Source organism: Saccharibacter floricola DSM 15669, from assembly GCF_000378165.1.
In the GTDB taxonomy this organism is placed as follows: Bacteria; Pseudomonadota; Alphaproteobacteria; order Acetobacterales; family Acetobacteraceae; genus Saccharibacter; species Saccharibacter floricola.
Window position 1 is genome coordinate 71,677 of the sequence record NZ_KB899335.1, and the last position, 15,399, is coordinate 87,075.

Sequence of the window (15,399 nt, forward strand, 5' to 3'; positions counted from 1 at the left end):
CTTTTACATCCATGTTTCTTGCCTATCTCCCAGCACTATCTCGCCCTTACAGCCGCATTTCAGGCCGGTTAATGACCTCAACCGTTTTAAGCCTCTCTTCTCCAAACTGCTGGTCATCCAGCACAGGAAGGCCCCCTTCTTCCAAAGCTGTACGCGTTGCTGAGAGACGTATCTTACCGCTTGGTGTGCGGCAAATCCCCCCCGGTCTTACCAAAACGATACGCATAGACCTCACAATCGGGCATACCCGCGCAAGTGCTCGCACCATTGTCCATGCCAATGCCTCTCGCTGAGCACTGGGTACGGACGCGGCAACCTCTCCGAGAACGCATAAATCATCATTTTGACGAAAAATAGCAAGACTCCGCCCTTTAAAAACTGGACAGGCGACACGAACCACATGCGCTAAATCGTCAGGATCAAACACCCGCCCTTCAAACATGATCTGATTTTCCATCCTCCCCGTGACATAAAGCTCACCCTGATGGAAGAACCCCATGTCACGACTACGGAAAAAACGCTTCCCATCATGTTCAAAACTAAAACGCTCTCGGTTTTCATCATCACGATTAAGATAACCGGGTGTAATAGAAGGCCCACTGAGCCAAAGCTCACCGACACATCCTTCCGGTAAGACATCTTCACTCTCAGGATCAACCACAAGAATAACGTGGTCTTCAATCACCTTGCCACAACTTGCTAATACGCGCGCATCATCCTCATGCTGTGGCGACTCAACATGTTTGCAAGCAAGTGCGGAACGTGAAAAACGACCAAAAGAGACGACCTCATGCCCTTGCCGCCCCCCACTGGCAATCATCAAGGTTGTTTCCGCCATGCCGTAACCAGGGCGCAGCACAGTCTGCGCTAGGTTGGACGATTCAAACCGCTTGAAAAACGTCGCAACAGAGTCTTCTTCAATCATCTCCGCACCGATGACAGAACGTCGCCAACAGGATAGATCAAGCCGTTGCGCCTGTTCATCAGACACATGATGCGCACAAAGCTCATAGGCAAAGTTGGGCCCTGCTGAGAAGCCAACACGGTAACGATCAATCGCCTCTACCCAGCGTTGTGGCTTTTCAATGAAATGCTGCGGCAACATCAACCAACAGGGCCCACCAGCCACAACACCAATCAACAAGCCAATCATCAAACCCATATCATGCGATAAGGGCAACCAGCTCAACCCTAGGCCACCATCATAAAAACCTGTGCGCTCCAACAAACGAGACAAATTGGCGCCTAGATTGCGATGGGTAATACATACTCCGCGTGGCCGTCCAACAGAGCCAGACGTATATTGCACAAGAGCTGTATCATCCATTCCGGTTGCATGATGGCGATAAAGCGGCTCTGCCTTTTGGGCCCCTTCAATAGGAACCCATTTCACGCCTTTCCCCCGCCCTTCTGCTTGACGACGAAAATCCATCAAGGTTTGCCGCAACCCAATCACCGCAACGGCTTGAGAATCATCCAAAATATCGAACAGTCGGTCTCGGCTACCAACAGAGGACGGGTACACGCCAGAAACCGGCACCATATTGGCGTAGGCGCAACCAAAGAAGCCCGCGATCGCCTCCATGCCATTATCAAAGCACAGCAACACCCGTGACCGTTCAGGCACAAAGCGCGTCAACAATCCCGCAACCAAACAAGCCCAATCATGTGCCTGCTTAAATGTCATCTCATCTGTAACATTTTCCCCATCCCCCAATACGGCGAACTGCCGTTGATCGGGCCTCTCCAACGCCCGAAAGCTCAGCAGCTCATCTAGCGTTGAGTTCTGCCAGTCCAAAAGCACACGACCATCATCATAATAACAGCAGCGATATTGGTCTAAATGTGCCATCAACGCGCCTCATCAGCTGAGCTATCTTGCGTCGTCGGCAGAGCTGCCTGCCCATTTTTGACCTGTAGCGCTTGGCGTAACAATGACCGCGACATATCAATGATGGTCTCATTACGAGCGAGCAGCACCAACGACACATCCACGCCAAACTCCGAGCGGATCGCCATTTGCAATTCCACACCTGCCAGCGAATCAATCCCTAGCTCAGAAAGACGCGCATTATCGCTGATGCTTTCAGGGTCAATTTGTAAGACGGAACCGAGCTTCTCTTTCAATTTAACCAACACATAGCCCAGACGCTCCATCTCCGGCATCGCAAAAAGCGCTTGCAGCGTGTCAGACAGCCCATCTTTGCGGATTTCTTGCCTCACCGTCGCGAAACGCGCCAAAGGCTCCAGCCATGTCAGGGCATTAAACGCCTTAAACAGGTTAATATCGACAACAGAGACATAAGACCGCCCGGTCTTTAGCAAGGTTGGTAAAAACGCGAGCGCGTCTCTTGCTGCCATGGGCGTCACACCCACCGTATCAAACACACGCGCTGCTGCATCATGGCGGGTTAACATCCCCACATCACCAACAGCACCCCAACCCACAGCAAGCGCAACCTCACCACGTTGACGGCGACGTTCAGCTAAGGCGTTCAGATAGGAATTTGCAGCGATATAAACACTTTGCCCAATATTGCCGATCTCCGTCGTGAAGGAGGAATAGAGCACGAAATAATCCAACTCTACCCCACGACAGGCTTCATCCAACACATGACCACCTTGCACCTTAGGGGCCAGAACCCGTGCAATCGCATCAGCTTCCAAATTAGGCAGCATCACATCATCAATGACCCCCGCCGCATGAAAGACCCCACGCAATGGTTTAGGCCCTTCTTTAAGGGAAGAAACAAGCGCGCTCATCTCCGCTTGATGTGTCACATCGGCCTGATGAGGCACAACCTCACACCCCATAGACTGCGCCGTCGTGCTTAACTGCTGAAAAGCCTCTTTCGCTTCGACCGTTTTAGGGAGGTTACGCCCCAAAACATGCACCGCACCCGCACCCTGCCGCACAAGCTCTTCAGCCGTTTTAAGGCCCAGCCCCCCAAAGCCACCCGTCACAAGATAGGACGCTCCTGAATGAACATGAGGCTGCGGCTTCTTAACTGGACGCACTTTAAGAGAACTCATGTCCTCAAAAGACAGCATGACCTTGCCAATATGTTTTGACGACGCCAAAAAGCGGAAAGCTTCCGAGACTTCTTTGGCAGGATAGACGGTACAATCAATAAAATGCAGTTTGTGCTGACGTGCCAACGCGAGTATCTCGTCCAAAATATCATTCAGACGTGGATCAGGCATCAAGCGATCCATATCGAATGAGAAGAAGGACAAATTCTCATTAAAGGGCGTTAAATCAAGCCGGCGATGTTCCACAATATCGCGCTTACCGATTTCTACAAAACGTCCCAATCGCGCTAAAAGCCCAAGACTATGGGTCATTGCTTCACCCGGCAGTGAATTCAGCACGACATCCACGCCACGTCCGTTTGTGGCCTCACGCACACCGTCAACAAACTCTAACGTGCGTGAATCCCATACCCCAGCACAGCCTTGTTTACGTAAAAATTCGCGCTTTTCTGGGCTTCCCGCTGTGGCATAAACCGTCGCCCCACGATAATGAGCAATTTGAATAGCCGCTTGCCCCACACCGCCAGCACCTGCATGAATCAAGACACTCTCACCATGTGACAAATGAGCAAGCGTAATGAGGCAATAATAAGCGGTTACAAAAACCAGCGGAGCGCCTGCCACAACATGAGGCGAATAGCCCGCCACTTCATCGTTGAGCGCCACCATATTGACACCAATATCAACAACACGATGCGACGCGAAACTATCAGGGTATACCGCCAAAACGCGATCCCCAACACTATATTCTGTTACACCTTCTCCTACAGCGACAATTTCAGCAGCTGCCTCCATCCCTAAATGATGGCCATTATAGGTGCCTTCCATCACACTTTCAGGCAGCACAGACATAACCTTCAGCACGTCTTTAAAGTTCAAACTGGCTGAGATAGTTCGTAACGTCACCTGATGAGGGCCGGGCTCTGGCACGTCATAGGCTTGCCATGTCAGCCCTTCTAAGACACCAGAACTCCCTGGAGTAAGGCGCACACCAAGGCGATCTGTGCCATAACCGTCAAGGCTCTCAAATGGCACAGGGTCCGGCTCAGGATTGAGGGCAGGCGTCATCAGGCGCTGAACAGCGCGTTCCTCCGGTCGCAACGCCACCGTATCTTCTGATGTCTCTTCCAACACGATTTCCGCAGCGAGCTCTTCCATCATCGTATCTGGGACATCAACGGGAACATCGACACAACGGATCGCTAAGTCTGTTCGCTCACTTTGAACCGCACGGAAGAACCCCGCTACTGCGCGCTGTGCTGGACTAACAAGAGGCGGATGCCCGTCAAGAGCATAAGCCCCACGGGTTACCACGACAAATGGAAGACGCTCTTCACGCACACGCACCGCTATCGCATTCACAACCTGACGCGCTGTATCAATGAAAGGAAGAACATCGTCCTCCGACATATCAGCCGGAAGCATCCACACGACAGACCGCAAGCCAGACAATGTCTTATCATCCCCCAATAAGGGATGAAGCGCTTCAAGCTGCGTATCTGGATAGGCGAGAACATCAATCCCACTCTCTTGGAGATACGCCCCCAAACGCGGCGTTAACCCGCTTCCCTCGCCCAAAAGCGCGACGCTCATCGGCTCACTCATCAGCATTTGCTGGTCAGTTACCACCCAACTCGGTGAGTAGAGGTAGCGCCCAACACGGCTCGCTTCATCATGCCCTGCCCGTGCCAAGCGGCGGCATGTCAGCCCCAAAAGCTCCGCAACAGGCGCACCCTCAGGGGTGTAAAGGCGCAAATCTGCCTCTACTTTTGCCTCTGTCCGTAAGGTTGGCGTCACTTTAACGACCAGCTGTGATGTTTTCATTCCCCAATAGCTGAGCCGACGCAGCTGTGTGGGCACAAACACACCCATGTCCCCCTCAAGTGGGAAAGCACCAATCATCGTGTGCATCGCTCCATCTAACAGAGCTGGATGCAGCCAATAATCATCTGCGGCTTGGGCCTCTTTGTCGTTGAGCGCAACCTCCCCAACAGCAAACCCTTCCCCACGATGAAGCCGGGTTAATGTGCGGAAAGATGGGCCATATTCTAGCCCATGCTGTGCAAACTCATCATACACCGCCTTCCCCTCAAAAGCGGTAGTTTCTTTGTAAAGCGATGGGATATGAACAGCTGCTTGCCCCCAAGGAGCAGCCTGCAGAACGGTAACACGCCCATGCTGCTGCCAATCACCATTCCACGCGACCGTTTCACTGGAGAATGTAAGCTCACGCGACGCTGGATCAAACGACCACATCACGACAGGGGCTTGACCTTCTTGCAGCACAAGAGGGGCATCAAGGCTAAGGTCTTCCAGCACGGCAGGCTCTTTGGACTCAAGCTGGTAATGAGCCGCTAGGGCAGCCTCAATATAACCCGCAGCAGGAAAAAGCGTCACGCCATCAATGCGATGGTCAGGCAACCACGGCATGAGAACCGTCGTCATATCCGCCCGCCAGGATGGCTGGTTCGTCAGTAAAGAAGGCGTGCCCAATACGGGATGCACGTGCAGATCCAACCGGTCTCGTCGAGCTGCTTCTGTCTCAAGCCAGAGATTGTCTTCAACACACCAAGAATAGAAGGGCAGATCAACACGCCCGGGGCGCATAATATAGCGCCAGTCCGGCTCTGCCCCAGCCAAAGACAAGCGCACCAGTGCTTGCGTTAAGGTATCAGCAACCTCTTTATTACGCCGCAAGGTCGGGATAATCGCGACATTATGGCGGCTCTCCGCGGCCATCTGTTTAATGAACGCTCCCAAAACAGGCTGAGAACCTAACTCAAGGAAAACAGTCTGTTCGTCTTCCAGCATATGCCGAACCACATCAGCAAACCGCACGGACTGACGCGCATTGTGATACCAATAGGTCGCATCATGGCGTGCTCCCTCCTCCCAACGCTTTCCTGTAACGGTGGAATAGAGCGGAATGGTTGGCGCTTGATCGTCCAGATCAGCCAAAGCACGGAGCATGTCTTGCTCAATCTCGGCCATTTGTGGGCTATGATAAGGCACGTCTACCTTAAGGAAGCGGACAAACACGCCCTCCTCTTCCCATGCAGAAGCCAGCTTCTCGAGCGCTGCACGCTCACCAGCGAGTGTGCAAGATTTTGGTGCGTTCACCGCGGCAATCGACACTGTCTCTGCATAAGGGGTGAGGGCTGCTTGAAGGTCATCTTCACTCAACCCCACAGCCAACATCGTCCCACGGTCTTCTAAGCGCGCCTGCAGCTGACTGCGATAATAAACAACCTCAATCGCATCCTTCAGGCTGAGCGCACCGCTCACATAAGCCGCTGCGACTTCCCCCACACTATGCCCAACAACAGAGCCAGGGCGAACACCATGCTGCGCGAAAAGTTGAGCAAGACAAATCTGAACTAAGAAAATCGCCGGCTGAGCAATCCGTGTATCATGAATGCGGGACTGTTTTTCAGGCTTGCGCAACTCTCCAAGGATAGACCAGCCTGCTTTTTGCGCAAACAACGCATCGCAGTCTTTTGCCAGTGCTTTCACCGCCGCAGGGGCTTTGTTCAGGATGAAGCGCCCCATCCCCCACCATTGCGTGCCCATTCCAGAGAACACAAAGGCTGGACTGACTGGCTGATCCGTCACAGCGTCTTCTGCAACTAAGGCGGGATGTTTCTGGCCCGCTTCTAAAGCGCGCAACGCCTGTAAAGCCTCTTCACGCACATCTTCTCCAGCACGCGGCAACACAAGCCCACGATGGAGAAAACGCCCGCGATACCGCACAGCCGAGAAGCACAAGGCCTCCCAATCAATCTGCGGCTTGTCTTCCAACACATCAGCATAACGTCCCGCCATCGCTTGAAGCGACTTTTGAGAAAAGGCAGAGACAAGCAGTGGAATCCGCTTCATAAAGCCAGCAGGACGCACGCCCTTCAGTCTGTTTTTAGGCCCCACTTTACGCGTCGCAGACGTACGCTCTGCCTCTGTTGGCGCGCGCAGCAAGGCCACGGCATTCGTCCCGCCATACCCAAAGGAGTTCACCACAGCATAGAGCGGCCCTTCTTCTGGCAACGAAACAGACTGATGCTGCGGAATAGACAGCCGATACTCATCAAAAGGGATGGCCGGGTTCAGTTCCGTTAAGTTCGCTTGAGCTGGCACACGACGATGCTGCAAGCATAAAGCTGCTTTAAGAACGCCCAACGCCCCCGCAACCGCTTCTGTATGGCCCAAATTCGCCTTCACTGCCCCGACAACGAGGGAGCGGTCTGCAGGCTGATACTGCGCCACAGCACGGGAAATCGCCTTGGTCTCAATCGGATCCCCCACTGGGGTTCCTGTCCCGTGCGCCTCCACATACGCCACCTCTTGAGGGGAGACATCAGCACGGGTCAGCACGTCACGGATCAGCTTTTCCTGTGCGTCTGCATCCGGCATGGTCATCACCGGTGTTCGGCCATCTTGGTTCACCCCTGACCCACAGATGACACCACGCACATCATCCCCATCACGCAGCGCATCATCAAGGCGTTTAAGCGCCAGCATCACACAGCCTTCACCACGGCCGTAACCATCTGCGGAGGCATCAAAGGTCTTGGAACGCCCATCCTTAGCCAAAAAATGCCCTTTGGTCATGAGCATGGCCGTTTGTGGGGACGACATAAAATTCACCCCTCCCGCAAGGGCGAGGTCACATTCATGAAGACGTAAGCTATTACAGGCCTGATGCAACGCGACGAGCGAAGACGAACAGGCCGTATCCATGGCCAAAGTCGGCCCTTCAAAGCCATAAACATGCGCAATACGTGCAGCCAGCATCGTCATCGGAGCGGAGACAGCGGCAAACTGATCGCGAATTTGCGACCGCATAAACGGGCTGCCACAATGAACCAAATGGTCTTGCGTAAAGCCACCAATAAACACCCCAGTCCGGCTACCATTAAGGTCTGACGGCACGAGAGACGCATCTTCCAGCATGTGCCATGTCACCCCCAACAGCAAACGCTGCTGAAAGTCCATCACCGTGCCTTCACGCGGGGAAATACCAAAGAAAAGCGGTTCAAAATGATAAGATGCTTGATCGAGGAAGTTCCCCCACCGCATAGACGTCTTGCCCGGCGTCTGCTCAACGGGGTCATAGAAATGCGCAAGACTCCAGCGATCTTTAGGAATTTCAACTGCTGCATCCCGTTGTTCTTCAAGAAAAGCCCACAAAGCATCAGGCGTGCTTAACCCAGCGGGAAGCTCGCATCCCATGCCGATAATGGCAATATCACCATAACGCTTCTGACCCATGACCGACCTTTCTTGACTTTAAGTGCGTGGCTTTAGCAACGTGTCTAAGTTCATTCATTGGCGTTCTAAATGAACGGAAAGCGACTGTGCGAGCCTCTCCCGATCCACTTGCCCGGCTTCCGTATAAGGCAACTCCCTCACCCAAATGACCGTAACGGGAGGAAGAGCGCTATAGCGTTGACGCAACCGCTTTGACAATGCCTCTCCATCAAGCTCTCCGGTCGTGATAAGTGCGCAATAAAGCGCCTGCTGTCCGTCCTTACCCCACCGCACAAAAGACGCTGCATCTTGCACAACGCTTTCTTCTTTGACCATCTGATCAATAAGATGAAGGTCAAACTTCCCACCACCAATAGCGACAAGGTCATCCACCCGACCACAGAGATGAAGCTCCCCAATCGCTGAAATAAATCCGCGATCGCCCGGATAAAACCATCCGTCACGAAAACGCTTTTGCGTCACATCCGGCTCATTCAGATACTGCGTAACGGCCCCTGTCGCACGCACACGGATCACCCCTTTCTCCCCTTCGGGTAGAGGGTTTTCCTCCGCGTCAACAATTTGCACCCCGGCCCAAGGAAGCACACGCCCAACACTTTGAGGGCCCTCTCGCTTAGCGGCATCTATACTAGAGAGCACACCACACTCATCAATCCCATACGCTACAGAGACATGAGGAGTAAGACGACTTTGTGTGCGCTCCAACAACAACGGTGACAAGGCCGCCCCCACGACGGTTAAATGTAGGTGGGAAACGCGCTTCATCCCCGGCGGTAAAGACCGTAATAAATACTCTAAATGCACAGGGGTCAGTACGACAAACAACGCATGTCCCTGTGCAACTTCTGCCCCCATAGTTTGCTCACTCGCGATACGCACCGTCGTGCCCGCCACCAGCGCCGCCCCCACCATGAGAAAGCCACTCATCGACACAGGGCTAATGGTGCACAGCAAATGTGGCTTTTGCCCATCAGAGGCCATAAGAGCCAAGGCCTCGCCCATGTCCTGATAAACCAGCCGCAACAAAGAGGCCTCAACATCAGCGTAACTAAAGCCGAGAACATGCATATCACGATCTGTTCCCATCGCGACGGCAACGCGGCATAGCGCATCCGACGCCACAGGGACAGGCGGGTAATAATCCTCAGAATGGTCATCGTCCACGCCATCAAGCACAGCACGAAACCAACCATCATCAAGAGAGAGACGCCCTTCTTGAGCGGGAAGATCCCCATTATGAAGAATAATCAGGTCAGGCGACAAAACAGCCAGCATTTCCTGAGGTACATCAGCATCGGGAAGAGAAACAGACGCCACACCAAGACGACTCAGCACAAGAAGGAGCATCCAATGGCGCCAACTATCGACACATTGCACCGCAACCAACCGCGGCGCGAGCTCCCGCAACCCCTCTAAAGCACGTGCTAAACGACTAACCGACGCTTCAAGCTGGTCAAACCGACACTGGCGGACAAGTCCACCTAATGCCACGACATCCCCACAACGACGCGCGTTATGGAGCACGAAACGATCGAGCACGCCTTCTCCTCACATAATAACTGTTTCTCTAAACATTAAATGCACTGATAAAACCACCCTATCGGCCCTTTATCTCGCACATCTCGTCCCCTGCTTTCGCGTAAGTCCTTCTTCTCATTAAGGAAGTCTATCAACTTTCTTCAAGAAAAGAGAGCGCTATAGACTTTATAGAGAGATTTTTCTGTCACGTCTGGATGATAACGGCGTGCTGTAGCCACACCATGCTGTCGCATTTTTTGCCACACTATCCCCCCGTTTTCAGTCATCTCAAGGGCCAAGGCTAGTGAATCAACTACCCCCTCAAGGTCTTCTGGAGAATGCCAAAACCCATTTTGAGCCGTTGCATAGTCTTCCCCACCACTCCCATGAAAGCCTACGACGCAACATTCTGCCGCCATCGCCTCTAGGGCTGTCATGCCCAGGGCCTCCAAGCGCCCCAAAGAGAGACAAACGGTCGCTTGTCCCATCGTGTCCGCCACGACCTGCTCTGACACCTCCCCTAATGCTGACCAAGGAACAGATGTGAGAGCAGGATATTTCCGCCGCAACATCTTACGAATAAGCCGGTCATAAGGTGGCAGATGGTTCTCTCCATCCCATTTCCATCCTGCTGAAACGATACGCGGCTCTTTATCGCGTGCCACGAAAAGCTCTGGATCAATAGAGGGCTGGACAACCTCCACATCTTCAACGCCCAAAACGGACTGCACAGTCCGTTTCGCCCATTGGCTTGGGACAATGATGCGCTCAACACCCCATTGCTCAAGCTCTTCTTTAGAATGACAATACCAAAAGAAGTAATAGGGATTTTGGCAAAAAATAACCTTCTTCGCCGGCAAAGGCGCGCGGATCACCTCCCCAAACCATCCACTCAATGTTTCCGGGAAAACAGCAACATCACCGCGATCCAACGCGACATCCTGACAAACAAGTTCTTGAGCACGTGTATCTTTGAGGCGCACAGGCGGCCCTTCAGGCTGTAAGACATGCACGTCAAACCCCTGCGCTTTCAGACATACCGCATGGTGATAAGTTGTTTTAATCCCTCCTGAAAACTGATCTTTCGGAAAGCAATTAAGAAAGACAATCCGTCCCATTGAACATTCCCTTATAGTCTCTACGAATGATCGACAGAATGCGTAATCATGTCGATCACCCCATGGGGCGTTAAGATTTGAGGTAATGTCGTACCGTCCTGGTGCGGCGGGTAATAAAGATAAAACGGCACGCCGTCGCGCCCATGTTTTTTCAGATAAACCGAAATGGCCTCATCACGATTGGTCCAGTCCCCACGCAATGTCACAATATGGTGCTGATCAAACAAAGCCCGCACAGACGGCGCCTCAAGAGCAACGCGCTCATTCACCATACAGGTAATGCACCACGATGCCGTCATATCCACAAAAACAGGTGTGCCTTCAGCACGTAAGGCCGCGAGCCGGCTTTCTGAAAAAGGCTCTACAGCACCACTCTGCTTCCGGGCCATCTCCGATGAGGGCGCCGTCTGGTCAGATGACAGCGCCATGCCCAGCCCGACGCAGCTTAATATGCCACACAGCACGGCCAAACCATACGCCATACTCGTCTCAAACGCGCCACCCTCGCGCATGGCACGACGCTGCCCAAGCCCGTAAAGCCAACAGCCCAACGCCAGAAGCACCGCTCCTCCGGCTGTCACGAGCACAAAGCTCGAACCATGCTGGACACTCACCACCCACAGCAACCACACGCAGCTTGCTAAGAGGGGGAACGCAAGGAACTGTTTGAGCACTTCCATCCAAGCCCCCGGCCGTGGCAAGCGTGATGCCAGCCCCGGCACCGTTGCGATCAGCACATAAGGAGCCGCCAAGCCAAGCCCCATAGCAAGAAACACAGCCATACCAAGCAGCACAGGCCCTGCAAGCGCCCCAGCAATAGCCACCCCCATAAAAGGAGCTGTGCAAGGTGTCGCGACCAAAACAGCTAAGAACCCCGTGAGAACATCACCACTGCGCCCTTGTGTGCGGCCCATCTGGTCTAATGTTCCTGCTAATTTCCCTGTCGTTACTTGGAAGACGCCCAGCAAATTGAGCGCAAGAATGAAAAGAAGCCAACAGACCGCCACGACAAAACCAGATGACTGAAACTGAAAGCCCCATCCAGCCACCGACCCCACAGAACGCAACGCGATCATGACAGCACCAAGAGCACCAAAGCTCACCACCACACCACAGGCATAGAAAGCCGCACTCTCGACTTGCTCACGCCGTCCAGCCCCGCCCATACGCGCTAAAGAGAGCGCTTTCATCGCTAATACCGGGAACACGCAGGGCATCAAATTTAAGATCACCCCTCCCAAAAGAGCAAAAAGCAGCACTTTTGCAATCCCCGGTGCCGTGAACGGCGGCGGCATTGGAGACGCAACAGGCGTGACAGGCTGGGCAAACACCTGCATAGCAGAGCGCTCCCCCGCTTTATCCTCCAACACCACCACGCCTGAAAGCGGCACTTGCCATAATGGGGCATGCTGACTGGCGTCCGGCAACAAGCTCAACGACACACGGCCCTTTGTGACGGTCAGCTTTTGCGGAGCCGTTTGACGGATCATCCCCCCTTGAAGAGGCAGAAACCACGCATCTTTGACCATCTCTGGAGAAAGCCCAGCGCCTTCCATCTGGAGAACCCCATCAGGAAGGAGCGTCGTCTGGAAAGGAGACGTTTGAGGTAAAGCCGCTTCAGCCGCATGAAAGAGCGACGCTTCTGCGCTTTCCTCACTAGAAGCTGAGGCACTGCGCGGAAGAGTGAGAGTAAACTCCCCGTTTTCTGGCACACAGACATCCGCGCACACCAACCAGTCCGCCGTTGCCTTTAGGGTGACAGAAGACCCGGACGAGCCAACCACATGAAGCGTCTGAGACAGCAACACGGAACCTGTATAGGCATAGGCCATCAAGCCGCCTTCATTAATCCGCTCTGGCACCGGCCATTGAAAAAGATGGCTTTCCCCTCGGGCGCCCCCACTCGCCTCAACACTCATATGCGGCGCATCGCCCGCATCTCCGGGGTTAACCCAGTAGGTATGCCAGCCCGGCTGTAGTTGAAGACGAAGCCCAACCTTGATCGTCCCATCAGGGCCGATTGTGTTATGATCTGTGATTAAACTCGCGCGACTATGAGCGGTGATATGAGCGGTACTTTCTGCCGCGTTACCATACTCACCCCCTAGTACAATGGCCACTAGTGCCATCATTACGATGATAAAACGCGGCATCCTCATAAAGATTCCATTCTGTCGCTTAATATTATGTCAAAAAACAGCATACAAAACTTTATCACAGACAAAAATGCCCGCTCATCAAAATGATGAACGGGCATTCCAAAACGCATGACAAAACTGACAGAAAGATTAATGCATAATCCCCGTATGACCAATGCTATACCGGCCCGGTTGTGGCCAAACTGTCAGACCATGGGGCTCATACCCAACACGAATTTTCTTAACCGCCCCTGTTTGCGTATTGATCGCGTACACTTCGTCATCAAAACGCCCAGAAAGCCACAGCATAGACCCATCCGCACTGACATTGCCCATATCTGGGCTTCCACCACCGGGGATCGGCCATGTTTTGAGGACTTTATCCGTCGCAAAATCCACAACAGCTACGCTGCCTTTGCTATGACGTGGGCCATGAATCATGTGAGAGCCACGATTGGCGACATAAAGCAGCTTCGCATCACGGCTTGGATAAAGCCCATGTGTCCCAAGCCCCGTTGGGATAAAGCCTGTTTCCTTAAACTGGTCTCCGTCAATGATAAACACACCATCAGCATGCATATCAGCAACATAGAATTTATGCCCATCAGGAGCTGCGAGCACATCTTGTGGCATCCCCCCTTTAGAGAGCTTCAACATCCCTAAAAGCTGACGATTAACCGTGTCAACCTTGGCGAGATACCGACCAAACTCACAGGTAAAGAGCGCATAACGCCCATCTGCAGAAAAGGCTGCATGGTTGATCCCTGCACAACGTGGCGCTTCCACAGAACCTTTGAGCGCCATTGTATGTGGGTCGCGAAAATCAAGCCGATGATGAGCTTCTGCCACCACAATGGCATTCTGCCCATCGGGGGTGAAATACATATTGTAGGGGTCATCCACGGGAACCGCCTTCCCCGGCTTGCCCGTCATCGGGTCAATCGGCGTAAGCGACCCATCCGTGCGCTCTTCGCTATTATTGGTTGTCCACAGCGTCTTCAAGTCCCATGACGGCACAACATGCTGTGGGGAACGCCCAACAGGGAACGTATCCACCACCTTAAATGTGCTTGGGTCGATGACTGAAACACTATTGCCGCGTAAATTAGGCACATAAACACGGTTAAGCTGTCCAGCAACCGCCGGAGACATTTTGTCAGGCCCGCTGGCTTCACTATAAATATTAGCTGGATCAACCACCGGGGGCATTCCGGGAATTGTCTGCACAGTCGTCGCGGCCGGTTGTGCGGTGGCAGGCGCCTGACCTGCCACGGTGGGAGCCGTGCTTTGTTGTGCTTGAGCATGCCCCACGCCAAACAGCGCGCAGGCTGCAAGAAGAGACGTTTTCAGCCTCATAGATGACTCCTGTTAAATGAAGAGATGGCCTCAACAGCGGCCTGCACTTGCAGATCAGTCCCAAGCCGACCCAGCTCAGCCGTTGCCTGCCGTGGGTCGCCACCATAAACCCCATCGGCAGAATGTGGTTGTGCAGCGTGGCGTAACGCCTCTTGCCGCACAAGGGAGGGGTCAACCGCGAGCATGAGCGACGTATCGCTCAGCTCTGCATGTTGCCCAACAGCATTCCCATAACCGCGCTTACGCAAAAGCTCTGCATAACGGGTGGGAATAACCTGATAATAGTTATGCACAAATAAAACCTGTGCCCCTTGGTGCTTCCATGCTGCATTGAGCGTTGCCGCCACATGAGCGAGAGCGCGCTGATACCCGCCATGATCGCCCAATAAAACAATCGTCTGGAAGCCCTGCACACGCAAGCTCTCCGCCGCACCACGCACCACAGCCTCAAAAATATCGGGCGGAAGTGACAGCGTGCCGGGGAAGCGCATATGAGAGCGGCGCGGCGTCGTGCTTCCCTCCGGCACATACGCCATCACGGGCGCAACAATGGTATGGCCTAACTGATGTGCGATAAGATCAGCTAACAGTTGAGCGCGCACATTATGCTTTCCAACAGCGATATAAGGCCCGCTTTGCTCTGTCCCCCCTATGGGGATAATAGCCGTACGCGTCCCTGCTTTTTGTGCGGCTGCGATCTCCGTCCAACTTTGGCACGCAAGCTCTACCTCACCTGCCAATGCGGAGCATGTTGGCTGTGGGGACAGTGGAGCAAAAGAGCGTTCTGCCGCCAGACTACGCGCCCCCCCACCAAGCATTATGATCATGACCAGAAAAGCACTCAGCAGAATAATACTATCTGCCTGCGCTCTCTTTACGTCCCGCCCTGTATCGCTGGCCTGCATAACGCGTCTTATGTCCGTCTCTATCGTTACGCGCGCATGGTATTCTAGAAATGGTGTGAAAGTCTTCCC

At 53.5% G+C, this 15,399-nt stretch carries 7 protein-coding genes; all 7 read right to left on the bottom strand.

What is annotated here, in order from left to right:
• Positions 1 to 46 precede the first annotated feature (46 nt).
• Positions 47 to 1,852: an AMP-binding protein gene (locus F457_RS0103655; RefSeq protein WP_018979780.1), complete on the bottom strand. Its 1,806-nt coding sequence runs from the start codon at positions 1,850 to 1,852 to the stop codon at positions 47 to 49.
• Complete coding sequence (locus F457_RS12095) at positions 1,852 to 8,295, bottom strand: type I polyketide synthase (RefSeq protein WP_018979781.1); 6,444 nt, start codon at positions 8,293 to 8,295, stop codon at positions 1,852 to 1,854. The genes F457_RS0103655 and F457_RS12095 overlap by 1 nt, the downstream gene beginning before the upstream one ends.
• A gap of 54 nt (positions 8,296 to 8,349) precedes the next feature.
• Positions 8,350 to 9,834, bottom strand: a complete 1,485-nt coding sequence (locus F457_RS0103665) for an AMP-binding protein (RefSeq protein WP_018979782.1) — start codon at positions 9,832 to 9,834, stop codon at positions 8,350 to 8,352.
• A 140-nt stretch (positions 9,835 to 9,974) separates the two neighbouring features.
• A complete protein-coding gene (locus F457_RS0103670; RefSeq protein ID WP_018979783.1) occupies positions 9,975 to 10,931 on the bottom strand; it encodes a glycosyltransferase family 4 protein in 957 nt (318 codons plus the stop codon).
• A 20-nt stretch (positions 10,932 to 10,951) separates the two neighbouring features.
• Positions 10,952 to 13,084, bottom strand: coding sequence for a protein-disulfide reductase DsbD family protein (locus F457_RS0103675; protein ID WP_245539105.1), 2,133 nt, complete (start codon positions 13,082 to 13,084; stop codon positions 10,952 to 10,954).
• Positions 13,085 to 13,219: 135 nt separating this feature from the next.
• Positions 13,220 to 14,425 carry a YVTN family beta-propeller repeat protein gene (locus F457_RS0103680; protein ID WP_018979785.1) on the bottom strand — a complete coding sequence of 402 codons (1,206 nt, stop codon included), beginning with the start codon at positions 14,423 to 14,425 and terminating at the stop codon, positions 13,220 to 13,222.
• Positions 14,422 to 15,330 carry a creatininase family protein gene (locus tag F457_RS0103685; protein WP_018979786.1) on the bottom strand — a complete coding sequence of 303 codons (909 nt, stop codon included), beginning with the start codon at positions 15,328 to 15,330 and terminating at the stop codon, positions 14,422 to 14,424. Before F457_RS0103685 ends, F457_RS0103680 begins: the two co-directional genes overlap by 4 nt.
• Positions 15,331 to 15,399: the final 69 nt, after the last annotated feature.

Coding starts and splice junctions, on each gene's coding strand:
- F457_RS0103655 (WP_018979780.1), bottom strand. CDS start 1,852: ATGGCACATTTAGACCAATATCGCTGCTGTTATTATGATGATGGTCGT.
- F457_RS12095 (WP_018979781.1), bottom strand. CDS start 8,295: ATGGGTCAGAAGCGTTATGGTGATATTGCCATTATCGGCATGGGATGC.
- F457_RS0103670 (WP_018979783.1), bottom strand. CDS start 10,931: ATGGGACGGATTGTCTTTCTTAATTGCTTTCCGAAAGATCAGTTTTCA.
- F457_RS0103675 (WP_245539105.1), bottom strand. CDS start 13,084: ATGCCGCGTTTTATCATCGTAATGATGGCACTAGTGGCCATTGTACTA.
- F457_RS0103680 (WP_018979785.1), bottom strand. CDS start 14,425: ATGAGGCTGAAAACGTCTCTTCTTGCAGCCTGCGCGCTGTTTGGCGTG.
- F457_RS0103685 (WP_018979786.1), bottom strand. CDS start 15,330: ATGCAGGCCAGCGATACAGGGCGGGACGTAAAGAGAGCGCAGGCAGAT.